Here is a 22,740-nt window from a genome sequence, read left to right on the forward strand (position 1 = left end):
CTGGATCGAATTCTTTCCAAGTCAAGGCAGTACGAGTTAGCCAGCGGGTCGGTACACACGGCGCCGTTCCATCGGTTGTCGTGCCATGCAACGCGAACGTTTAGGTGAAACATGAAACTCCCTAAAAACCAAATGGATATCTATCGCCACGCGGCGCGGTCTGGAGTGACCAACTCAGGTCCTCCGAACCTCGTTGCCTTGGCTTTCCAAACGCCCCTCGCGTAGCAGACCATTGATCAGCGATCGGGCGGTCTCGTCGATCGTCGGACCAGTGCGGCGGAACCCAAGCCAGCGGGCAAAACCACGGATGGCCTCGTCGCGATCAGTCCATCGACGACCCTCGAGCGCTGCAAGGAACTGGTCCTTGAGGAATGCACGTTCATAGTCGTCGATTGCGCGGGTCGCTATCCGAAGAATTCCCCCATCGTTCGAGAGGATGCCGCGTCGCACCGCCGTACGCAATGCGTCATCGAGGGCATCACGGGCCTGAACACTGACGCGCCGGTAACCAAGTTCACGCGCGAGGTCTCGGATCGCGAACTCGCGCTCGCGGGACTGACTGTCCCCCATTACCTGTCGGACGCGCGCCATTATTGATACGGCCTCAACGTACTTGAAGTTCCGACATGCGCCATCATATTCAGATGATGGACACAACAGACATGAGATCGCTGACGCGCGAAGCGCGGCATGAGAGGCGGGTGCAGGTGATCCGGCTGCGCAAGGCGGGTCAGACCTATGAGCAGATCGCCGAGCAGACGGGGTTGAGCCGCACGGGCGTGTTCAACATCTGCAGCCGTCACGCCGCTGGCGGCGCGCCGGCACTGAAGGACGCGGTGGGCGGGCGCAGAACTGGCGAGAAGCGGTTGCTGACGGCGCCTCAAGAGAACACGATGCGCAAGTTCATCCAGGACAAGACGCCGGACCAATTGAAGCTGCCGTACGCGCTGTGGACGCGCGCGGCCGTGGCACAGCTGATCCACGAACGCCTTGGCGTGAAGTTGGCCGTGCGCACGATCGGCAAGTATCTGGCGCGCTGGGGCTTCACGCCGCAAAAGCCGATGAGAAAGGCCTACGAACAGTCGCCCGCTGCTGTGAAGAAGTGGCTCGAAGAAGACTACCCGGTGATCGCGGCGCAGGCAAAGTCCGAAGGCGCAGAGATTCACTGGGGCGACGAGACGGGACTGCGAAGCGACGACGTGCGCGGCCGCAGCTACGCACCGCAGGGGCAGACACCGGTGGTGCGGGTGAACAACAAGCGCCATGGCCTGTCGGTGATCTCCACGGTGACCAACAAGGGCGTGATGCGTTGGAAGATCTTCGATGGCGCGCTCAACGCCGACATCCTGATCGACTTCATGAAGCGACTCGTGCGAGACGCGGGGCGCAAGATCTACCTGATCCTGGACAACCTGAAGGTGCACCACAGCAAGCCCGTCAAGGCGTGGCTGGCGCAGAACGCCGACTACATCGCGGTGTTCTACCTGCCCAGCTACAGCCCCGAGCTCAACCCCAACGAGATGGCTAACGCCGATTTGAAGCAGGGCGTCACCAAGCGTGCGCCGGCGCGAACAAAGCTGCAACTCGTGAAGGCCACCGCCGGGCACCTGCGTAGCGTTCAGCGTCAGCCCGAACGGATCAAGAGCTACTTCGAGCATGAGCCCGTTCGCTATGCAGCTTGATTCAACTTGGTTCGGGCCGGATCAATAGGTCCGTCGCCTCCTGGTGAAAGGGTATGGACCTCGCTTGCGCCGTGCTCGCGCCCTTCAGATGCTGCGGCTTAGGCGCTGCAGACTTCAACCATTCAGTGGGCGCCGGCTCGTGCACGACCGGTGGCGGTGCGTTCGGAGGTTTAGCCGTCAGCGGAGTGACGTCGGTTCCTGCCTGCACTCGGGGCCTGTCATTGGCTTGTTGTGTTGCGTTGAACGCCGCCGGCCAGCCGCCGTGCTGGTCAATGACCTTGTCGATCTCCGCCATCAACCGAATGGTTTCGGTGAGGGCGACGACGACCTTCTGATAGTGAACCAGATCGTCCTTCGTCAGGGTGCGGCCCTTGCGGTCCTTAAGCCATTTCTCGCAAACCGGGTAACCGCCGATGTGGAAGTTCCACACGTCCTCGCGCACACCTTGAAAGCCGACGGTCTCCGCCCTGTCAATCCACACCGTCTCGCGCGACCATGAGATCTTCTCGACAGCGAGTTGGCGTCCCCCGACAAGTTTGGTGATGAGATGAGAGACCTTGGGCGACTCCAGCAGATGCAAGGCAATGAGCTCGCCGCCTAAGCGACTGAGAGATCGGAAAAGCTCCATGTTAGACGTCAATAGCATGATCGGAAATCTTTGCGCAAGTGCAGCGCAATAACGACGCCGATACTCCGGCGAATGAAATAGACCATAGAACCAGAACAGAACGTCTTCCGGGCCAGTTGTCTTCCTCCCATCGCCATGTCCGATAGGGACAAATCGTGTCTGGGTTGTCGCACACCAGTCCTGCACGAACTCAGATGTAAGGTTATGGATCTGTTGGTCCTCTCCACCCATGAACGCTTCGTATCGATAGAGCGGAAAAAACGTGGTCCCCCGGTCATGGGTACCAGTCTTCATCTCAACCATCAGCCTAGAAATGCCCACGCTGAATCGGCTTGGCGTCGTCCATGTGCTCGAACAGACAAACCCGATATTTGGCCCAGCGATAACGTGCTTCATTGTTGGAAGCGATCGACTCGCCACTACAGCTTGGTCGTAAAAGATCCTACGAATGTCAAATGGACGATAGAGCAGTGAATAAAGACTAGCCTGCGCATTTTTCGTGGAAACGAGTTTCCCATCGAATGCCTTTACAGACTTCAGTAACTCGGCGTCATCGAAGCCAATCGCCACAGCATCACGATTAGTCTTGATTCCTGCACCAAACTTCACATACGCGGAGTCAAGCCGGCGGGCAATTTCGCTACTTGCTTCGTCCTGTGGGGTAAAGCTGCAGTTTTCGACATCTGGCTCGATTTGCCTCCACGACATGCTCTTCACGGAATTGGATGCAAGTGCTCCGTACTTTAGCGAACGCCGTCCAATTAGGTCGGCGTAGCGCACTTCAGTAGGACCCCCGCGCTCGGATCGGAAATAGACGTGGATGGCGACGGATTGAACGATGTCGAAAACGTTCTCATCGTCCTCGACACCAGTAATAATTTCATTCCCCCCACCGTGCAGATTCAGTTCGAACAGGCCGCCAAATTGTTGAGCAAGGTTTTCTCGCATGCCACGCAATGAAGTAGAGGCGAGCATTGTTCCGTTCGTGATGTAGCCCAATACACCAGCGCCGGAGGTGCCAACGAGATCTTGGGCAATGGAAATGAACTTAACAAAGTCGTCTTGGATGTTCCGCTCAAACTGTAGTTGGTTCCTTTCGCGTATGAGAACGCCGCGGAACGTCCTAAACTTGTCAACGATTCGACGCGCATCCGGAGAGAGGTTGGCCGAGTAGTTTGCGTATGGCGGGTTTCCGACAATTACTGTGAATCTTTTCAAACGCTTTATCTCATTCACAGCTTCGGCCTCATGGGCCAGTGCGTCGAAACCGATCAGTTTCGCTTGCTTGTCGTCCGGCTTTTCGAGGGCGTTGGTTAGATAAATGCGCGCGCGTTCCTCGCTGCCGAATCGGTAGCCGGTTTCAGCAAGCTTGAGGCCGACCTTCATGTGCGCGATGGCGTACGGGGCCATCATCAGCTCGAAGGCGTGCAGGCGCGGCAGCAAGTGCTTTGGCACGTACTCGTTCCACATGGCCATCTGCTTGGCATTGGTGAGGCGCTGCTGCTCCCACTTCGCCTTAAGGGTGCGGTAGATGAGGTCGATCACCTCAACAAGGAAAGTTGCAGTGCCAGTGGCAGGGTCGAGAATCTGGACGAAGGGTTCGTCCGGCGAGATGGTTCGCTTCTCGCCCGATTCGTCGGTGAGCGGCGGCAGCTTCAGGCCCGGGTGCTCCTTCTGCATCTCACCCCAGGTGGTAGTGTCGGCGAGGCCGTCGGCGAGGCCGAACTCGGTCTGCAGCAGTTCGTGGACGCTGCGGACAATGTAGGAGACGACCGGCTGCGGAGTATAGAAGACGCCGCGCTGGATCTTCTTCTGTTTGTCGTACGCGGTGAGGAAGAGTTCGTAGAAGTGGATGACCGGGTCTTCCTGCCGGTTACGGTCGCCGAAGTCGCGGATGACCGCCTCCATGTTCGCCTGGTCGAGCAGCGCAGTGACCTCGGAAACGCCCAATTCGTCGAAGTCGATGCCCGGGCCACCCGCCTTGCCTCGGCGCCCGCCAACGTGAAGAAAGGTTTCCATCAGCTCCCGCAGGAACGGGCTCGTTCGCATGTGCGCAGCGAAGTCGTCGGCGGTCTTCCGGGTCGGGTCGGCAATACGTGCGGACAGCAGACCGTAAGCGATGGTCTGCGCGTACATGTCGGCGAAGCCGTCGGCGTCGAGATCGTGCACCAGCGACTCGCGGAACGCGGTCATCAACTTGGTCAACGGGCCACGCGCGCTCTCGATTGCCAATGCAGACTTGATGCGTTCGCAGATCGCCCGCGCCAACTCGGCCAGCCGGATCGACAGATCCATGGAAGTTGTGATGACCTCTCGGTGTCGCAGTGTGAAGGCGCTGCGCCACCGCTGCCGCCACGCCGTAGCGTCTGTGTCGTCTTCGGGCCAGGAAAGATGTTGCGTCAACTCCATGGCCACCGCGTCGAGATGCAGGGCGGTGTCAAGGTTGTCCCAGCCCAGCACCTTGAGCGTTGGCAAATCGTTCCGAGCTGCAGGCTGAGAGAAATGAGCGAAGCTGATCTGCCGCCCCTCACCCTCCCCGTAGTTGGAAATGAAAAGCAGGTCGTCGGCTGCCCAAACAGCGCGCTCCGCGCTATTGGCCGAAGCGCGCTTCTTCAGCGCAACCTGGCTCAGGATGCGTCGAAGGGCAACAACAGGGAGCCGCTTGGGTTCGAACTTGACGAAGAAAATGCCCCAAGGCTGACTGGCAGACAGCGGCCGAAGCCGCTTGATCTCCTGGATCTTCGCTGCATTGCTTGCGTCGATGCCAAGCTCTTCGGGCGTGTACTCAAAGGTCAGTTCTTCGAAGTCGCCGCTTTCGATGGGCCAACCCATCGGGTCTTTTAGGTAGCGCACAAGCTGGTCGAATCGCTTGATGTCTGCAAGCGTCGCGCGGTGGTCGGTTGCCATAGGATTATCCTTCGTTCAGTTCCATCCAACACTTGAGCACCGGCTTGACTCCCAAGGGCGCGTCCACACGTTTGAGATATGTGTTCTTGATGTGCTTCTCGATCTTGCTTCGCATTTCAATCAGCGTTTTTGGTGCGGTGTCGCACTTGCGCGGCGTATCCGGCTTGGACCGAATGTTGGCGACTATGTCGCCAGGCTCCTCGCGGATGGCATCTCGCGCAGCGTCATACAGATACCAGCGTGTCGTACCGGCAAGTTCCGTGAATTCACCCGTCTCTTTGTCGAGCGCCGGAAGCGCATAGCAGAAGAAGGCGCCTTGCACTCCCTTAGGTGGTTGTGTCCGGCCACTGAATATGGAACCCGGCAGTTGCTTCAGATAGCCCTCTAATTTGGAGTCAGCCTGTAACAGCGCTTGATACTCCAGATGCATGTCCTCGACTGGGGTCTTAGTGCCTTCGTAAGCGTGATTGAATTCCTTCAGAGCGTCGAAGTCATCATCCGGTGTCAGGAGCTTCTTGCCTTCGATACCAAGCGTCTTCGAGATTAGCAGCGTCTTCTGCGTGACCTTGCTGTAGAGAGTAAGGATCGCGTTGAGTTCTTCTGGCGGCAGAAAATTCCAAAAACTCACCTTACCCCGGGAACTGGCAACCTCGGGGTGGTCTGCGATCAGGCGCTTCTCAACTTCGGGATTCATCCGACGGTCCACGCGCCCGATTCGCTGCATCAGGCGCACTGGGTTCCAGTGGATGTCGTAGTTCATCATTCGTGAGGCGTCCTGCAGGTTCAAACCTTCGGAAAGGACATCCGTAGAAATCAGCACATGAATTTCGGTTCGACCCTTCGCCGTTAACTCTCCGGTCGAGGTCCCGTTGTAGTACGGTGAAAAGCGTTGGATGACGTCGGCCCGATTGCCTTTGGTCGCACTATCGACCTGACCAACAGATTCAATGCCGGCCTGAACAAGTTGAAGTCTGAGATAGCGTGCTGTGTCCGCGAACTCCGTGAAGATCAAGACCTTCTGGCCGGATAGTTCCTTCGACTTGAGGAGGCGGACAAGTTTCTGTAGCTTGTCGTCGTGCTTTGGCTCAAATTTTCTAGCTTCAGCAACGAAATTGACGAGTTGGTCCAAGTCTCGAAATGTCTCGCCAATCATCGCGGCGACGTCGTACTCCATGCGGCTGAGGAGATGCACTTTGTCGAGTAGCTCCTGCGGCACGATGTCGTCTTCATCCTGGTCCTCAGCGTCGTCTCCCCACAATTCGATTTGGTGCTTACGTGCGTACCCCAGTATTTCAGCGTTGTGGGCCTTCCACAGATCGAGCCTTTTCTTCTCGGTTGAAGTCTCACTGTGAACTTCAATGAAGGCCAGGAGCTTTTGAAGCAACCGGTCGCATGAGAGTTCGAAAGCCACGACCGAACTTTCAAAACGCTTAAGAAAGTTCGTCCGGATCAGGCCGACTACCTGCTTCTGCCGGTTCTGCTCGAAGGGGTCAATGCTCTTGTCCGGACCCTTGTACCAAGCGAGCGGGTAGTACATCGGAAGCGCGAAGAGTGGGTTGGTTCGCGTAAAGGCGTTCTCGAACATATCGAGCAGGTGACCGTAGGTCTTGCGTATCGAGTACGCCGCCACCTGTGGAGCCTTTCGTTCGGGGAAAACCGCAGCCTTGCCCTTCTCCCTCAGTTGGCTCTCCCTCGCGTACGACCGGCTACGCTGCACGACCAAATGCTGAAAGATCGTGTCCGTCGCCAAAATTTCTTGGGCCTCTGGCATATGCTCCGATACATCAACCAGGTCATGCCCAAGCTTCGCCCGTAGCGATTTTTCCATTTGGGCGAAGTGCGCGCGTAAGTTGTTTACTCCGAGCGTGCGAGAAAAAAATGATTCGTCACGTCGAGTGAACAGTTCAGCCATATGCCGGAAGTCGCTCAAACGGTTGTTGATTGGGGTCGCCGTCAACATGAAAAGCGTCTTCTGTCGAATGCTGCTGTCAAGAAGATTGAACAGTTGGTAGTAGCGTGAAGGCTCCGATTCCTCATCGTCCGAGCCTTGACGCCCGGGATTGCGAAAGTGATGCGCCTCATCGATTACCACGACGTCGGCAAGTTCGGCAATACGGCGAAATCGTTCTGGGAACTCGCCTTTGCGACCGAGGTCCGTGTGACTGAACACCGCCAGATTGCTGAAATCCGCCCCGCCGCCGATGTGTGGCAACCATTCGCGCAAATGGGGCTCCCAGACGCCCTCCTTCGCAGCCTTTGGAGCAAACAACACGACACGTTTGCCCTCATGCAACACAAGTCGTTCAATGAGCATCAGCCCAACAAATGTCTTGCCGAGACCGACGCCGTCACAGAGAAATGCCCCACCGTGCTGCCGCGCAATCTTCATAAGCGCCCTGTACGCCTCCTTTTGGTATCGGTCGATCCGCGGGAACATTTTCGAGCGGGTCTCGTCCCATTCAGTCTCGGTCAACTCGTGGCCTCGAAAGAATTCCTGAAGGGCCTTTGCATAAACATCGAAAGGCTTGTAAAGGCGGGTATGGCGATCGATAGTCTCAATGAATTCGTCGGTTACCTCTGTCGCATCGTTCCAATGCAACTCGAACCATTCCTGAAGCTGCGCAACCTCGCGCCCGCTCTGAATCTGTACATTCAACTCAATGTTCGTTGTCAAGCCAGGTTTAGTGAAATTACTTGACCCCACCAACGCCTGCGACCCAACTACCTCTAACTTCGCGTGTGTGATGTACGCTTTGGCGTGAAACTTGTCTTTGTCGTAAACACGGCATTCAATCTGTCGCAAACGCATGGCATCCAGAATTGCTGGGACACCGTCCAAAAATGGATTTCCCTCTTTGTCGGCTTCGACGCTGCCATCAAGCGCGAGCAAGGCACGTTGCCGGACTGCGTCAAGCATTGCCTTTCGGGTCCTGTGAGTCCTGTCCGCCCCCATCAGGATCCGGATCTTGGTGAGCGATTGCCACTTGCCTTCCAATGCGAGAAGAGCACCAATCTCAAAATAGCCCGTTGCAATGTCAAACGCTCTGGCGATACCGGACCACTCGTCAAGGTACCTGAGCGCTGTCCAACCGGAGACACTATTGTCAACAATGAAGAGATCGCGCCCCTTGGGGTCAGTAGTTGTCATAGATTCCTTTCCCTTATTCGACTTTCGCCATTGTTCGTGCGCGGAATTCCGGCGAAGACTTCATGAAAAGGCTGCAACGAATGCGCCCGGCCCCATGCGGCTTGGAAGGTATGCGCTCCCTTTTGATACAAGCCGCCCCTTTTGGCGGAGCGCGCGCAATGAAATTGTGAATTCGTTCCCCCCCAAAAACTTAACACCGGTTGCCATCAACATCTTTTAGTCCCGGTCTTTGATGTGTGCATAAGAAGTCTGGCCGCCTCCGTCGCCTATGCCGAGCGCAAGCGATTCGAGAAGGACTTTGCTGACCTTGCGCTTCAGCGTAAGGGGCCCTAAGACCTGCACATCCGCCCCAAACCTCAAGATATCCCCCACCAACTCCCTATCATCCGCATACGGCACGCTCAGCACATAGCTCCCATCCGCCTCTACCCTGCTCTCCTGCATCGGGTGCCACCGCTCGCCCTTCACCCACCGCGCGCGTTGCGGCGTGAACTTCAGCGTGGCCCAGGCCTTGGGTTTGCCTCCAAATATTCCGTAGCTTGCGCCTAACCGGTCGTCGATCGCTTTCGGGTCCACTTCTTTCGCTTGTTCTTCCAGCACGCGCATCGCGCTGATCGCATCGATCGAAAAGCTGCGCAGGTCGTCGCGCAGGTGGCACCAGGCGTCCACGTACCAGTTGTCGCGGTAGTGCACCAGGCGCTGGGGGCTGATCTCGCGCTCCTGCGTTTCGCCGGTCTGGCGGTTCATGTGGTGGATCGCGAGGCGCTTGCGCGCCATCGTGGCGTGGGCCGCCTGCTCAAACAATTGCGGCGGCACCTGCCGCTTGCCGGCATGCACGATGCGCAGGCGCGCGGCGATGTCGTGCTGCTTCAGGCCGTGCTTGTCCATCAGGTCTTCCAGCCGCGCCTGCAACGGCTTGAGCTTGGGGCCAAGCAGGCCGGGCTCCAGGCTGCTTAGCAGTTGCTGCACCGTCACCAGCGCCAATATCTCCTGCTGCGTGAACCACAGGCCGGGCAGCTCGTTGTCGTTGCTGTTGTCTTGGTCGATGTAGTAGCCGTCACGGTCCCTGTCGAACTTGATCGGCACGTGCAGCTGGTCGCGCATCTTGGCGATGTCGCGCTTGAAGGTCGCGGGTGAGATTTCCAGGCGCTTGATGATGTCCGCGCGCGGCACGGCGCGGCGGCCTGACAGCAACTGCTTGTACTCGAACAGACGTACGAACTCGCTCACCGGTCAACCTCCTCCGTGTAGCTTGGCTGGAAATTCTTTTCTTCTCTCATCGCCCGCAGTGTGGGTGCAGGCAGGCTCTCGTCATGAGCCGATGCGTGTCGGCGTTTGGGGCGAGAAGGCTGGATGCTCCAACAGCGCCGCAGGCTCAGCGGGTGAGCCTGCGTTGGGCGTTGCGGTCATGCTAGCGGATGGGGTGGGCGTGCGGTAGGGGGAATGTGGGGGGAGTGGCAGTGTGCGGCGTTTTCGCCTCATCTACTTGGGGGAGAAGCGAGTCGGCAACCCATCCCGCATCGCCGGATGCCACACAAGCCCGCATCCCATGCGCTCGTCCGCAACCACCGCAGCATTCTGTCCATACCGCACCAGCAGCTCATCCGTCACCGCGTCATCGCAATCAAGCACGCAGTACCCCGGCTCTTGCCACAGCATCGCGTCGCGCGATCGACCCACTGCTTCCAGCACGCGCAGGCCACGCTCATCCAGCTCACGCTTGAGAGCCACATTGCGCGCCTCGTTCTCTGCGGGTGGCAACTCCTGGCTGAAGGGATTCCATCCTGTGATGAGGATGGCGCGGGTGCATTGGTGTGCCGCGAGCCACTCGTTGAGGCCCGGCACGGGTGCGTCAAGGCGCAGCGTGATGCCGTCGGTGACGTAGTCTGCGTGGAAGTAGGAGTCGATCAGCTCGCTTGAGGGCAGCATTGGGCGATCGACTTTGTCCAGGCTAATGCCCAGCAAGTTCTTCAAGGTCATGCTCGTTCCCTATTAGAAATATTTTTGGCTTGGCCAATACATCCACCAAGAAAGCTTGCTTGCGCGCCTTGCTGCGGAACTCCACCGCACCAAACACCTGCGCATTGATTTCCCTGCCTACCTGGGCTTGCACAGGGTAGAGAATTTCCACCGCTTCCCTGAAGGTCAAGTCGCCGATCAACATCACGTCGATGTCGCTGCCCGCCGTCTCTTGCCCGCGCGCGACCGATCCGAAGATGAACGCGACGCGTATGAGCGGCGCTACGGGCGTGAGCACCTGCGCAATGACATCCGCAATGCCCGAAGTTTTGCGCAGAATGCTCGCCAGTTCCTGATAAACAGGTGACGACGTGTCGGCGCTGTAGGCCTGCTGGTTGCCGCGCTTCTCGCGTTTGAGCAGGCCGACTTCGGCCAGTTTGCCCAGCTCGCGCGTGATCGTGCCTGCGGGCAGGCCTGCGCGGCGCGCGATCTCGCGGCCGTGCAACGCATCATCCGGGCGCAGCAGCAGCATGCCAAGGATGCGTCGGCGGTACTCGGGGAACAGGATGGTGGATAGAGAATGATGCATTTAAGGCGTCAATTGTCGCTTTTTTTGCATCAATGGTCAAAACGTGCGCTCCGTGCGCCTCTTGCCCCCACCCCAGCCCTCCCCCGGAGGGGGAGGGAGCGAAGGCAAGAGCGCACACTCATCCACACCGCTATATTCACCCTCCATGAAATCCACCACCGCCGCCTTGTCGCTGGTTGCCGCCATGTCCTCTTCTGCTGCCTTGGCTCAATCCACCCTTGTTGAAGCTACTGTCGAGGGGCTGCAAGCGCAGATGGCCGCCGGCAAGGCTTCTTCCGTCGCCCTTACCCGCGCCTCACTCGAGCGCATCAAGCGGCTCGACCACGCTGGCCCCAAGACCAACTCCGTGCTGGAGACGAACCCTGACGCGCTCGCCATCGCCCGCTCGCTCGACGCCGAGCGCAAGGCCGGCAAGGTGCGCGGGCCGCTGCATGGCATCACGGTGCTGGTCAAAGACAACATCGACACCGGCGACAAGATGATGACCACGGCGGGCTCGCTCGCCCTTGTCGGCCAGCCCGCCGCGCACGACGCGTTCATCATCAAGAAGCTGCGCGCTGCAGGCGCGGTGATCGTCGGCAAAACCAATCTGTCGGAATGGGCGAACATCCGCTCGTCGAAATCGTCGTCGGGCTGGAGCGCGCGCGGCGGGCAAACCAACAGCCCTTACGACTCAGCGCGCAACCCCTGCGGCTCCAGCTCGGGCACGGGCACTGCCATCGCCGCCAGCTACGCTGTCGTCGGCATCGGCACGGAAACTGACGGCTCCATCGTCTGCCCCAGCAACATGGCAGGCCTCGTGGGCATGAAGCCCACGGTCGGTCTTGTCAGCCGCACCGGCATCATCCCGATCTCATCGTCGCAAGACACGGCCGGGCCTATGACGCGCACAGTGACTGATGCTGCGATCGTGTTGTCGGCGATCGCCGGTGTCGATCCGGCAGACCCGGCCACTGCCGCGGCTGCCGGCCATATCGCGCCGGACTACCGCACGTTTCTCAAGGGCGGCATCAAGGGCATGCGCATCGGCATCGCGCGCAAGAAGGTCACGGGTTACAGCGCGCATGTGGATGCACTGTTCGAAAAAGCTGTCGCTGACTTGAAGCGCCTGGGCGCCGAAGTGGTGGACCCGGCTGACATCGGCAACCTGGGCGACTACGACGACGACGAGCTCGAAGTGCTGCTCTACGAGCTGAAAGACGGCATGAACTACTACCTCTCCACACGGCCCGGTATCGGCGTGCGCTCACTGGCTGATGTGATTGCTTTCAACGAGAAGAACGCCGCGAAAGAGATGGCGCTGTTCGGGCAGGATCTGTTCATCAAGGCGCAGGCCAAGGGCCCGCTCACTGAAAAAGCCTACATCGACGCCGCTGCCAAATCACGCCGCCTCGCGCGCGAAGGCATTGACTCGGTGCTCGCCGCGCACAAGCTCGACGCCATCGTCGCGCCCACCACGCAGCCCGCCTGGCTCACCGACCATATCAATGGTGACTCGTACAGCGGCTCCAGCTCGTCACCCGCCGCTGTCGCGGGCTACCCGACGATCACGGTGCCAATGGGCTCGGTGCAGGGCCTGCCTGTGGGCATGTCGTTCATCGGCGCCGCATGGTCCGAAGGCAAGCTGCTGCAGATGGCCTATGCGTATGAGCAAGGCACACTGCACCGCAAGGCACCCAAGCTCAAATGAAGCCACGCCTGCCCCTGGCCATTCGCGACGCACTGCTGTCGCTGCGCGAGCTGGTGATCTCTGCCGGGCCGTTTGCTTTGCTGGCCGTTGGCCTGCTTGTGCTCGCGTATATGTGGATGAAGCCCACGCCGCCCAAGCACGTGACGCTCGCCACCGGCCCCGCGCAAAGCGCTTACGACGCGTTCGGCCAGCGCTACCGCAAGGCGCTCGCCGCGAACGGCATCGACGTGGTGCTGGTGCCAAGCCAGGGCTCGTCAGACAACTTGCGCCTGCTGCGCGAAGGCAAGGTGGACTTAGGCTTTGTGCAAGGCGGCAGCAACGATCGCGACACGGCTGAAGAAAGCGGCATCGAGTCGCTGGGCAGCCTGTTCGTTGAGCCGGTGTGGTTGTTCTATCGCGAAGCGTCGGCGCGCAAGGTGGTGCCAAACGCAACGCTGAGCAGCCTCACGCAGCTGCAAGGCCTGCGGCTGAACGTCGGGCCGATGGGCAGTGGCGTGCCGCAGCTGATGGCCAAGCTGTTCGACGCAAACAACATCAACATGTCGCGCATCATCTTCTCGCAGCTGGAGCAAACGCCGGCCACCGTCGCGTTCCTCAATGGCGAAGTGGATGCGATCGTGTTTGCTTCCGCGCCTGAATCGCTCATGGTGCAGATGCTGCTGCAAACGCCGGGCATCAAGCTGATGGACTTTGCGCAGAGCGAAGCGTATTCACGGCGCTTTCCTTTCCTCACGCCGGTGGTGTTGCCGCGCGGCGTGGTGAATCTGGCGCGCGATTTGCCGTCTGCCGATTTGCGGCTGGTGGCAACGACGACCGCGCTGCTCACGCGCGAGCAAACGCACCCAGCCCTGCTGCAGCTCGTGTCGCAGGCCGCGCGTGACATGCATGGCGGCGCAGGCTGGTTCAATCGCGCAAGTGCGTTCCCCACCATCGATCACGGCGAATACCCGATGTCGCGCGAAGCTGAGCGCGCGATCCAGGGCGGGCAGCCCTTCCTGCAACGCTACCTATCGTTCTGGGTGGCCAACCTCATCGAGCGCATGTGGCTTGCGCTGGGCATCATCATCGCGATCTTGCTGCCGCTCTCGCGCATCGTGCCGCCGCTGTACCAGTTCCGCATTCGCTCGCGGGTGTTTCGCTGGTATGGGCAGCTGCGCTTGATTGAAGAGCGCATGGCCGAGCCAGGCGGCGATAGGGCCGCACTCACCAAAGACCTGTCAAAGGAGCTCGACTCGCTCGAAGCCAATGTGAGTCGCGTGAGCGTGCCGCTGTCGTATGCTGATGAGCTGTATGCGCTGCGCAATAACATCGCGCAGGTCAGGAGCCGGTTGCAGGCTTGACCTGCATCAGGCCTTATCGAAAAGCCATCTTCCAGGAGGTGATGCCCCATGAAATCATTGCGTTCTTGTTTGCGTCTGCTCGCCGCTTGCGGCGCCATGGTCTGCGCGACGCCGCTCATGGCCCAGGCGGACAACAGCTTTGACGGTTCATGGGCGGCAGAGTGGAAGACACATGCGGGTCGCCTGCTGTCGGCCACACTGCAACTCAAAGATGGTGCCGGCACCTGGCACGTGCAGGCGACGCGGACCAATGAAGACCCTTGCTCGAAGCTCGCAGCGCCCGCAACGGTCGTTGTCCGCGAGGGCCAGCCCTATCTCCAGATCAAGCCGGGCGAGGTGATCGCCGGGTGCACGAGCAGCTTGTTGAAGCTGACCAAGTCGGCCGACGGCCAGCTCAAGGGCAACTGGCGCGATGGGCGCGACGTGACGATCTCGCGCCAGTGAGATTGCCCGCGCCACTGACCCATCCGGCTCAATTTACGCGCCCAGCTCCAGCTTCAACGCAACCAGCTTGCCGGTGCCGCCTGTCGTCTTCTGCGGCGCAGTGGCCGCAGCGCGTGCTGCATCAACGCCAGCCTCCTTCAGCGCAGCGACGATGGCCGCCGCGCGTTGCGCACCGAGCTTCGTGAGCGCATCCGCTTCCAGCGCCTGGCTGGCTTCGAGCCGTTCACGCAGCTTGCCGTAGAACGCGCTCGCGTCGGCGACTTGCGGCTCGCCCTGCACCATCTTGCCCACACGCTGCCAGATCGGCAGCTCCGCTTGAGGCGCTGACGCTGCGCCTGCTGCACTCGCTGCGCCAGCACTGGCGCCCTGCTCCGCCGCCTTCTTTTCCTTGTCGAGCTCGGCATCGCCAAAGCGCTTTGCATAAAGCTCACGCATCGCGCTGCGCACGGAGCGGCTGCCCAGGTCAAGCGGGCCGGGCTCGTCACCCGCGTCGAGCTTGATGCCCGCCATCCGGAAAACTTCGATGCGCACAGCGCGCGCCCGCAGAGCCGCAGCATCTGCGTCGCTGTAGTGGCCCGGCACAGAGAGCTTGAGTTGCGGCCGCTTGGCCAGAATCTGCGCGATCTGCTTGATCTTCTCGCGCTCGGGCGGCAGAAGCTTGTCGCTGCCTGCATCAAAGTCGATCGACTCCAGCTTCTCGCCGCTGCCGCCGCCGAGCAATGCACCGAGTGCGCGGAACGGCGCGGTGACGATCTTGGTCAGCACGTTGCCAATGGCCTTCCAGATGATCCCGCTGTAGCTGAACTGGGGGTCGTTGATGTCGCCCGAGACGGGCAGGCCCAGGTCGATACGGCCGTCGCTGTCTTTCAGGATCGCAATGGCCAGCTCCAGCGGCAGCTTCATCGCGTCAGGGCTGTCCACGCGCTCACCCAGCGTCAGCTTGTCGATCACGATCTGGTTCGCGCCCTCGAGCTGGCCGCGGCGCACCTTGTATTGCAGGTCGAGCGAGATCTTGCCTTCGGCGATCTTGTAGCCTGCAAACTTGATTGCATACGGCGATGTCGAGACCAGGTCCACGTTCTTGAACACCACAGACAAGTCGGTGTTGTTGCTCGGCGCGAACGGGTTGAGCTCGCCGCGAATGCGTGCGCTGCCAAACTCGTCGACCCGCGCGTCGAGCTCGACCTGGCTGCGCGTGTCAGCGTTGGTCGAAAGGCCGTTCACCACGCCATTGAGCTCATACATCTTCGCGCCGAACTGCGGCTGCAAACTCAGGTCGGCGAAGTCGAGCTTCGCATCCACCAGCCGCACGCGGCGCACGCGCACCGGGAAGGGCTCAGTCGCGGGCGCTGTGGGCGCAGGGGCTGCAGACGAAGTGGCAACCGGCACAGGCGCAACCGTGGCCGATGCACCGGCCGCTGGCGCACCCGCCTGCGGCTTGACCAGCAGCCGCGCAGCGTTGAAGCTGCGGTCCTGCTCGATGATGAGTTTGGCATTGGGCTCCACCAGCCGCAGCTCCGGAATGTCCAGCTGGTTCGGCGCCAGGCTCAGCGTCATCGCGTCCGCCCGCACGTCCTTCCACGAAGCGAACAATTCACCGCCGTCTTCCTTCAGCACGAGGCCAGCCACATTGAAGGCGCCTGCATAGCGAAGCGCTGCCGGCTTTGCGCCACCAGCACCGGCAGCCCCACTTGCGCCGACGTTCAGCCGCCCCTTCGCCGACACGGCACCGCCGGCAATCTTCAGCTTCACATACTGGGCGAGCATGGGCTGCACAGGCGCGAGCGAGAGTTGCGTTACTTTCACATCGGCCTGCACTGCACCCGTGCCGGGCACCGCGCTGCCTTGCGCCGCCAGTTGCCCGCCTTCGCGCAGCGAGAGCCCCGCCTTGAACTTGACGGGCTTGGTCAAGTCGCTGCTTGCGCCTTCGACGGTTGCGCCGAAGTCAACGACACGCACCTTCACGCCGGATGCTTCGTCTTCTACGTCGGCGGCGAACTTGTCGAGCTCCACAGTGCCGATGCTGGCGTTCCATGGCTTGGCGTCTTTCGCGTCCTTCGCCGGCGCACCGGCCGCGAACTTCGGCAGCATTTGCATCAGGTTCAACTCGCCCGCGCGGTCGCGCGCCACACGCAACTGCGCGCCCTGCGCGAACACGCGGCCCACCACAGCGCTGCGTGCCGCGAGGTCCACGCTCCCTTGCGCAAACCCGAGCCGCGCGAGCTTGACCGCCGTGCCCGGCCCGCGAGCGATGGCCAGGTCTGAAATCGTGAGCGCTGCATCGCCGACCTTCACTTGCAAGCCCGCGCTGCTCTGCGACGCGCCCGCCTGCAGCTGCAGGGCCAGGCCAGCCGCATCCACCTTCAGTGGCGGATTGATCGTGCGATCGGTCGCGCTGAAAGCCATCTTGTCGAAGGCAATCTCTTTGACATCGACCTTCCAGTCGCCCGCTTGCACTGAGGGCGGGGTACTGGACGGCACAGCGTTGGCGCCGGCCGTCTCGATCATCAGGTTCGCGATGTCGAGCTGGCCCTTGGCATCACGCTCGATGCGCAGTGCGCCGCCGTCGACACGCACCTGCGCAATGGATGCTTCCCGCCGCGCCGCGCTCGCAGCGATGCCCGTCACGTCGAGAGCCGTGAGCGAGGCAAATGAATCGCTGCGGCCTTCGTGCGCAATGGCAAAGTCGCGCAGCGACACCTTGGCACCCGCAAGCGCTGCGTCAAACTTGCCGTCGGCATACGAAAAAGAATACGGGAGCGCCGCAGACAGCCGCCCCGCCGTCACCTTGGCGCGCGTGAACGACTTGAGGTACACGGCCAGCTCGGGCAGCGCCAGGTTCTCCAGCACGAGTTCACCCTGCCCCTTGATCGGGTCGAGCGTGGCCGTGCCACTCCAGCGCAGCTTGCCGCCGCCAGCTACTTGTGCGTTGAAGGTGTGGCTGTCGCCCTCGTCGGGCAGGGTGCTGAAGTCGGTCAGGCGGAAGTCGATCGGCGAGACGGAGTTGGTGTAGCCGGCCCGCTCATCGCGCATGTCGATACGCCCCTGCTCCAGCGCAAACTGCCTGATGACCACGCGTGGCAGCTTGTTGTCCGTCGATGGCTCGTGGGGGCGCTTGGCGAGTGTGTCGAGCAGTTGCGCAAGATTGAACTTGCCGTCGGGTGCGATGTGCAGGCTGGCCTGGGGCGAGCCAAGCCGTACTTCGGCAAAGCTCCATGCGCGCCGGAAGATCGAGCGCCACTGCAATTCGGTCACGAGCGTGCCGACAGAAAAAATCGGCGCACCGTCGGCCTCGGCCAGGCGCAGGTCTTTGGCCTCCAGCCGCAAAGTAAATGGGTTGAACTGCAGGTCGCCGACCTGCAGTTGCCGCGCCAGTTCAGACTGGCCGAATTTGGGCAGGTGGTTGCGCGCCACAGCGGGCACCAGCCAGAAGCCAACAAGCGCGTAGACGGCAAGCAAGCCAGCCGCCATCGCCACCCAACGCTTCCAGCGCAGCTGGAAATTCTTCGACATCGCCACTTTCACCCCCGACGCGTATGGCTCAGCATAGCTCATGGGTGCGGCAGCGGGCTGCCGCAGACACCGTAGAATCGTGAACAATTCTGCGGGCGTCGTTCAATGGCAGGACCTGAGCTTCCCAAGCTCAAGATGCGGGTTCGATTCCCGCCGCCCGCTCCAGTGCTTCCAGTCTCAGAACCGGTAGCCGACGCCTACACCCAGCAGCAGCGGGTCCACCTTGAATGTCCCGATCTTCGTGCCTGCAGCCGATACATCGGTGCGGATGTAGACCTTCTTCAAGTCAAAGTTCAGCAGCCAGTTGCCCGTGAGCGGGATGTCGAAGCCGGCCTGCAATGCGCCGCCGAAGCTGCTGCGATCAATCGAGACGCCTGCCGGCAGGTTCACCGAGCTGAAGCGCGTGTAGTTCACGCCTGCACCCACATACGGGCGCACCGAGCCCTGCGGCATGAAGTGGTATTGCACCGTGAGTGTCGGCGGCAGGTGGCGCAGCGAGCCGATCGGCGTGCCGAACGACGAGAGCGTCTGCTTCTGCGGGATCGTGAGGATCAGCTCGGCAGCGATCTGCGGCGTGAAGAAGTACGACACGTCGACTTCCGGAATCAGCTTGTTGTTGATTGCCAGACCCAGGCCGGTGGAGTCGCCATTGGCGCTGTCAAAGTGCACTGCACGTGCACGCACGAGCCACGGGCCGCTGGCTTGTTGCGCCATGGCGGGCATTGCGGCCAACAAAGAAAGAGCTGCTGCCGCGATGATTTGTTTCTTCGTTTTTGTGCTTTCACATGAAGGGAATATTCCCTGCACTCATTGAATGAAATTCCGCCCAGGGCGGTATTGATCAGCATCAATCAAATGCGGGTTTACCCTAGCTTGGCACTCGCGCTGTGCCGTGGGCACCACGGCAGCGGGCGCACACGGGGCGTGCTGCCTCGCGCCGCAAGCCTCGCCTAGCCGCAACTGCCGACATGGCCGCACGAGGTGCACCAGTCGCAGCCGTCCTTGCGGATCATGGCGTGCGCGCCGCACTCGGGGCACTTCGATCCGGCCATCGCGCGGTGCGCAGCCACCTCCTCGTCGGTGCCCGGTGGTGGCGCAGCGGCTTCGCCATTTCGCGTCGCGATGATGTTCTGGATGGCGAATGCCATGGCCGCGACTTCCGAGTCGTGCCACATCGGCACCAGCGGTCCGTCGGCCTTGCGGTAGGTGCCCAGGCGCACCGGCCCCCGGTCCCATGCGACCTTGCGCATGTCGGCCAATGCCCGATCGAGAAAACCGCCGCGTGCAGCCAGCGACAGCAGGCGCATGCTCGACGTGATCCACTGCTGCGACTCACCGCTCTGGCCCACGGGCATGAAGAATTCGATGGCGCGCTCACGCCCGTCGGGCAGCGGCAGGAAGGAGACGACCAGGTACAGGTGCTGGCGGCCCTCGTGCGTCCAGTATTCGATCTTGTCGGCGACCGCAGACAGCGCACCCTTGGGCCGACTGGCGATCACTTCGCGCATTGGGTCGATGGTGGCGGCAGGTGCAACTGCGGCAACCGGGGTAGGCGATGCCTGCAACACGGAGCCCACGATGCTGTTGGGCCGGTAGGTCGCCAGGCCCTTGAGCTGCGCGCGCCAGGCCTGCGCGTACATGTCCTTGAAGTCGTCGAACGGGCAATCGGCGGGCACGTTCACCGTCTTGGAGATGGCCGTGTCCACGAAGGGCTGAACGGTCTTCATCATGGCGATGTGCGCTGCAGCGTCCATCTCCAGTGCGCTCACGAATGCGCGCGGCAGCTGGGCCGTGTCGCCGCCGAGCGCACCGTACACACGCCACGCGTGGTCCTGCACTTCGTACTGGCTGGTGCTGCCGTCCGATTCGCGCTTCTTGCGCGTGTACGTCCATGAAAAAGCGGGCTCGATGCCGTTCGATGCGTTGTCGGCAAAGGCCAGGCTGACGGTGCCCGTGGGCGCGATCGACAGCAGGTGGCTGTTGCGGATGCCGTGCTCACGAATGGCGTCCTGCAGCCTCGCATCGAGCCTGCTCGCGAACGTACCCTTTTCGAGGTAGCGCTGCGCGTCGAAAGCGGGGAAGGCGCCCTTCTCGCGCGCAAGCTCTACCGAGGCTTCGTATGCGGCGTCGCGCATGCGCCGGGCAATGGCCTGCGCCATGTCGCGGCCCGGTGCTTCGTCGTAACGCAGCCCGAGCATGACGAGTGCGTCGCCCAGGCCCGTGAAGCCAACGCCAATGCGGCGCTTGTCCATGGCCTGCGCACGCTGCTGCGCAAGCGGCCAGAACGTGAGGTCGAGCACGTTGTCGAGCGCTCGCACCTGCACCGCCACAACCGTGGCGAACGCGTCGAAGTCGAACGCGGCGGTGCCGCCAACGCCGAACGGATGGCGCACGAAGCGCGGCAGGATCACGGGGCCGAGGTCGCAGCAGCCATAGGGCGGCAGCGGCTGCTCGCCGCAAGGGTTGGTCGCTGCGATGTCTTCGCAGTAGCGCAGGTTGTTGTCGCGGTTGATCGTGTCGGGAAAGAGAATGCCCGGCTCGGCGAAGTCGTAGGCCGATCGCATCACCATGTCCCACAACTCGCGTGCGGGCAGCGTGCGGTACACCCACCAGCCATCGGCGCGCTGGTGCGCACCCGCTGCAAGCAGGGCCTGCCCCGGCTTGGCGCGATGCGCCAGCTCCCAGTTGCCGCCGCTGGCCAGGCATTGCATGAACGCGTCGGTCACGGCGATCGACACATTGAAGTTCGACCAGCGGCCCGGCGTGCGCTTGGCCGTGATGAATTCGGGCACGTCAGGGTGGTCGATGCGCAGCACGCCCATCTGCGCGCCACGCCGCGCGCCGGCGCTTTCCACCGTGGCGCATGAGTGGTCGAACACGTCGATGTAGCTGCACGGGCCAGACGCGATAGAGGCCGTGGAGCTCACGCCTGCGCCACGCGGGCGGATGCGCGAGAAGTCATAGCCCACGCCGCCGCCACGCCGCATCGTCTCGGCCGCTTCACGCAGTGCCTCGTAGATGCCGGGGTAGCCGCCGTCGTCCGTGCCTTGGATGCAGTCACCCACCGGTTGCACAAAGCAGTTGATCAGCGTGGCCTGCAGGTCGGTGCCTGCAGCACTCATGATGCGGCCCGCGCCGATGGCGCCTGCGCGCAGGTTGGCGTGGAAGCGCTCCTGCCACAGCGCGCGGCTGGCTTCGCTTTCAACGGAGGCGAGAGCGCGGGCCACGCGCGTGAAAAGCGCCTCGACGTTGTCCTCGCCGGGCTTGAGATACTTTTCGGCGAGCACGTCCGTGGTGATTGCCTGCGGTGGCAGCGCCGCAGCAGGCGCGTCGCGCATCATGCGGCGGCGCCTTGGCCGGCAGGTGGCATCGTGCCGGCCATCAGCCATGCGAGCAGGTCTTGCACCGGCCGCACCTGCGCGCCAAACGGCAGACGCCCCGCACCGCGGAAGAACAGGCCCTTTTCCGGGCGCCCTTCGAGCGCGAAGCCCAGCGTCTTGTCGATGCAGAACTGGCCCCACTGCGAATTGCCGTCGCGCAGGCCGCAGTTGGCCAGGCAGTCGAACCACATCGTGCAGTGTTCCTTGGCGTGCGCGTGGCTCTGCAGGCGGGGCTCCAGGCGCAGGTACTTCTCAAGCCAGGGCGTGCGCACGGCGCGTGCCGGCAAACCCGCCACGCTGGTGAATTCGACGATGTCTTCGGGCCTGGCCTCTGCCAGCACCCGCTTGAACTCGGCGTGTGCGTCGCTCTCGGTGGTCACGGCAAATGCGGTGCCCAGCTGCACAGCCGAAGCGCCGAGCGCCTGCACACGCAGGATGTCGTCGCGCGAAGCGATGCCGCCTGCAGCGATGAGCGGTACCTTGCCCTCCAGGCCCGCCGCGCGCAGGAATGCACGCGCCTCGGGCAGCACCACGTCGAAGTCGAAGCGGCGGTCGCCCAGGTCAGCGACCTTCGACGCACCCAGGTGGCCGCCGGCCAGCTTGGGATGCTCGATCACGATGGCGTCGGGAATGCGCCCCTTCTTTTCCCACTTGCGCACGACCAGCTGGACACCGCGCGCGTCGGACAGGATCGGCACCAGCGCCGCATCAGGAAAGTCGCGCGCGAGCTCCGGCAAGTCCAGCGGCAGGCCGGCGCCGACAACCACGGCGTCGATGCCGCATTCGAGGGCGCAGGTAACGTAGTGCTGGTATTCATTGACGGCACGCATCACGTTCACCGCCAGCAGGCCGCGCCCGCCAGCGATCTCGCGCGCCTTGCTGATCTCGCGACCAAGCGCCACGAGGTTGGCGGCGTCGATCTGCGGCTTTGCCGCCGGGCCCTCCAGTGACGCCGTCGCCTCCATCAAGTCGGGGTGGTGGCGGCGCAAGTCCACGGACGAGAGCGTGCCAACAGCGCCAAAGCCGGCAACGGTGCCGGCCAGCCGCCCTGCCGACACGCCAACGCCCATGCCCCCCTGCACAACGGGCAGCAATTCCTTGCCACGCAGATTGAAAAGGTGAAGGCCCCCTGCCAGCGCCGCGGCGCGCAGTTCATCGCACGCGGGGGCACTGTCGCGTGTGCATTCTTCCGTCAAGACCAATTGAAATTCTCCTGGGCCGCTGCAGGTCGCTTGCCTGGAGCGTCGCGCCAATATAGGCGTGCGCCCGGCTCGTGGGTTTGACACAGGTCAACGCTGGTTGAGGTGCGTCAAAAAGCCCCATTACGCACTGCCGGAAGTTTGATCGTTCGCGGCTGCGCGACGACAAAAAGTACTCAAAAAGGAAACCCCAAAAGACCACCCCAAAAGACCAATCGCCGGGCACGGATGAGCTACCGTGATGCAGTTGCGGATAAGAAA

The 22,740-nt window shown here is 61.8% G+C and carries 14 protein-coding genes and 1 tRNA gene; 5 read left to right on the forward strand and 10 right to left on the reverse strand.

Annotated elements, in window-relative coordinates; all coding sequences use genetic code 11:
- Window positions 1-174 precede the first annotated feature (174 nt).
- Window positions 175-591, reverse strand: a complete 417-nt coding sequence (locus tag GHT07_RS09105; protein WP_153584765.1) for a hypothetical protein — start codon at window positions 589-591, stop codon at window positions 175-177.
- Between the two features lie 56 nt (window positions 592-647).
- Here GHT07_RS09105 and GHT07_RS09110 point away from each other — a divergent pair, with 56 nt between their 5' ends.
- Window positions 648-1,682, forward strand: coding sequence for an IS630 family transposase (locus GHT07_RS09110; RefSeq protein WP_153584859.1), 1,035 nt, complete (start codon window positions 648-650; stop codon window positions 1,680-1,682).
- Between the two features lies 1 nt (window position 1,683).
- Here the strand turns inward: GHT07_RS09110 and GHT07_RS09115 are convergent, their stop codons facing one another.
- From GHT07_RS09115 to GHT07_RS09135, 5 genes are all read right to left on the reverse strand, one after another.
- Entirely contained in the window at window positions 1,684-5,217 is a 3,534-nt protein-coding gene (locus GHT07_RS09115; RefSeq protein WP_153584766.1) for a type ISP restriction/modification enzyme, read from the reverse strand.
- Window positions 5,218-5,221: 4 nt separating this feature from the next.
- A complete protein-coding gene (locus GHT07_RS09120) occupies window positions 5,222-8,365 on the reverse strand; it encodes a helicase-related protein (RefSeq protein WP_153584767.1) in 3,144 nt (1,047 codons plus the stop codon).
- A 216-nt stretch (window positions 8,366-8,581) separates the two neighbouring features.
- The gene (locus GHT07_RS09125; protein ID WP_323740856.1) at window positions 8,582-9,595 is read right to left on the reverse strand and encodes a helix-turn-helix transcriptional regulator; all 1,014 of its coding nucleotides are present in this window, start codon (window positions 9,593-9,595) and stop codon (window positions 8,582-8,584) included.
- A gap of 252 nt (window positions 9,596-9,847) precedes the next feature.
- A complete protein-coding gene (locus tag GHT07_RS09130; RefSeq protein ID WP_153584768.1) occupies window positions 9,848-10,345 on the reverse strand; it encodes a DUF3293 domain-containing protein in 498 nt (165 codons plus the stop codon).
- Window positions 10,317-10,913: a MarR family transcriptional regulator gene (locus tag GHT07_RS09135; RefSeq protein ID WP_153584769.1), complete on the reverse strand. Its 597-nt coding sequence runs from the start codon at window positions 10,911-10,913 to the stop codon at window positions 10,317-10,319. Before GHT07_RS09135 ends, GHT07_RS09130 begins: the two co-directional genes overlap by 29 nt.
- Window positions 10,914-11,058: 145 nt before the next feature.
- Between GHT07_RS09135 and GHT07_RS09140 the strand changes: the two genes are divergently transcribed.
- From GHT07_RS09140 to GHT07_RS09150, 3 genes are read left to right on the forward strand one after another with little or no spacing between them, the layout of a single operon-like run.
- Window positions 11,059-12,603: an amidase gene (locus GHT07_RS09140; protein ID WP_153584770.1), complete on the forward strand. Its 1,545-nt coding sequence runs from the start codon at window positions 11,059-11,061 to the stop codon at window positions 12,601-12,603.
- A complete protein-coding gene (locus GHT07_RS09145; RefSeq protein WP_153584771.1) occupies window positions 12,600-13,943 on the forward strand; it encodes a TAXI family TRAP transporter solute-binding subunit in 1,344 nt (447 codons plus the stop codon). The genes GHT07_RS09140 and GHT07_RS09145 overlap by 4 nt, the downstream gene beginning before the upstream one ends.
- Before the next feature lie 48 nt (window positions 13,944-13,991).
- Window positions 13,992-14,387: a hypothetical protein gene (locus tag GHT07_RS09150; protein WP_153584772.1), complete on the forward strand. Its 396-nt coding sequence runs from the start codon at window positions 13,992-13,994 to the stop codon at window positions 14,385-14,387.
- 33 nt (window positions 14,388-14,420) lie between these two features.
- Here GHT07_RS09150 and GHT07_RS09155 read toward each other — a convergent pair whose 3' ends face one another.
- Window positions 14,421-17,900 (reverse strand): DUF748 domain-containing protein, encoded by a 3,480-nt coding sequence (locus GHT07_RS09155; protein WP_153584773.1) that lies wholly within the window; start codon window positions 17,898-17,900, stop codon window positions 14,421-14,423.
- 91 nt (window positions 17,901-17,991) lie between these two features.
- On the opposite strand from GHT07_RS09155, the gene GHT07_RS09160 reads away from it, so the two are divergent.
- Window positions 17,992-18,065 (forward strand) — tRNA-Gly (locus GHT07_RS09160).
- Between the two features lie 12 nt (window positions 18,066-18,077).
- Here GHT07_RS09160 and GHT07_RS09165 read toward each other — a convergent pair.
- The 3 genes from GHT07_RS09165 to GHT07_RS09175 all read right to left on the reverse strand — a co-directional run bounded on the left by GHT07_RS09165 (window position 18,078) and on the right by GHT07_RS09175 (window position 22,431).
- Window positions 18,078-18,659 (reverse strand): OmpW/AlkL family protein, encoded by a 582-nt coding sequence (locus tag GHT07_RS09165; RefSeq protein ID WP_407646613.1) that lies wholly within the window; start codon window positions 18,657-18,659, stop codon window positions 18,078-18,080.
- Window positions 18,660-18,850: 191 nt separating this feature from the next.
- On the reverse strand, window positions 18,851-21,241 hold the full coding sequence (locus tag GHT07_RS09170; protein ID WP_153584774.1) for an adenosylcobalamin-dependent ribonucleoside-diphosphate reductase: 2,391 nt from the start codon (window positions 21,239-21,241) through the stop codon (window positions 18,851-18,853).
- The gene (locus tag GHT07_RS09175; protein ID WP_267237618.1) at window positions 21,238-22,431 is read right to left on the reverse strand and encodes an NAD(P)H-dependent flavin oxidoreductase; all 1,194 of its coding nucleotides are present in this window, start codon (window positions 22,429-22,431) and stop codon (window positions 21,238-21,240) included. The genes GHT07_RS09170 and GHT07_RS09175 overlap by 4 nt, the downstream gene beginning before the upstream one ends.
- Between the last annotated feature and the right edge of the window lie 309 nt (window positions 22,432-22,740).

It is taken from the genome of Caenimonas koreensis DSM 17982 (assembly GCF_009646335.1).
In the GTDB taxonomy this organism is placed as follows: domain Bacteria; phylum Pseudomonadota; class Gammaproteobacteria; order Burkholderiales; family Burkholderiaceae_C; genus Ramlibacter; species Ramlibacter koreensis.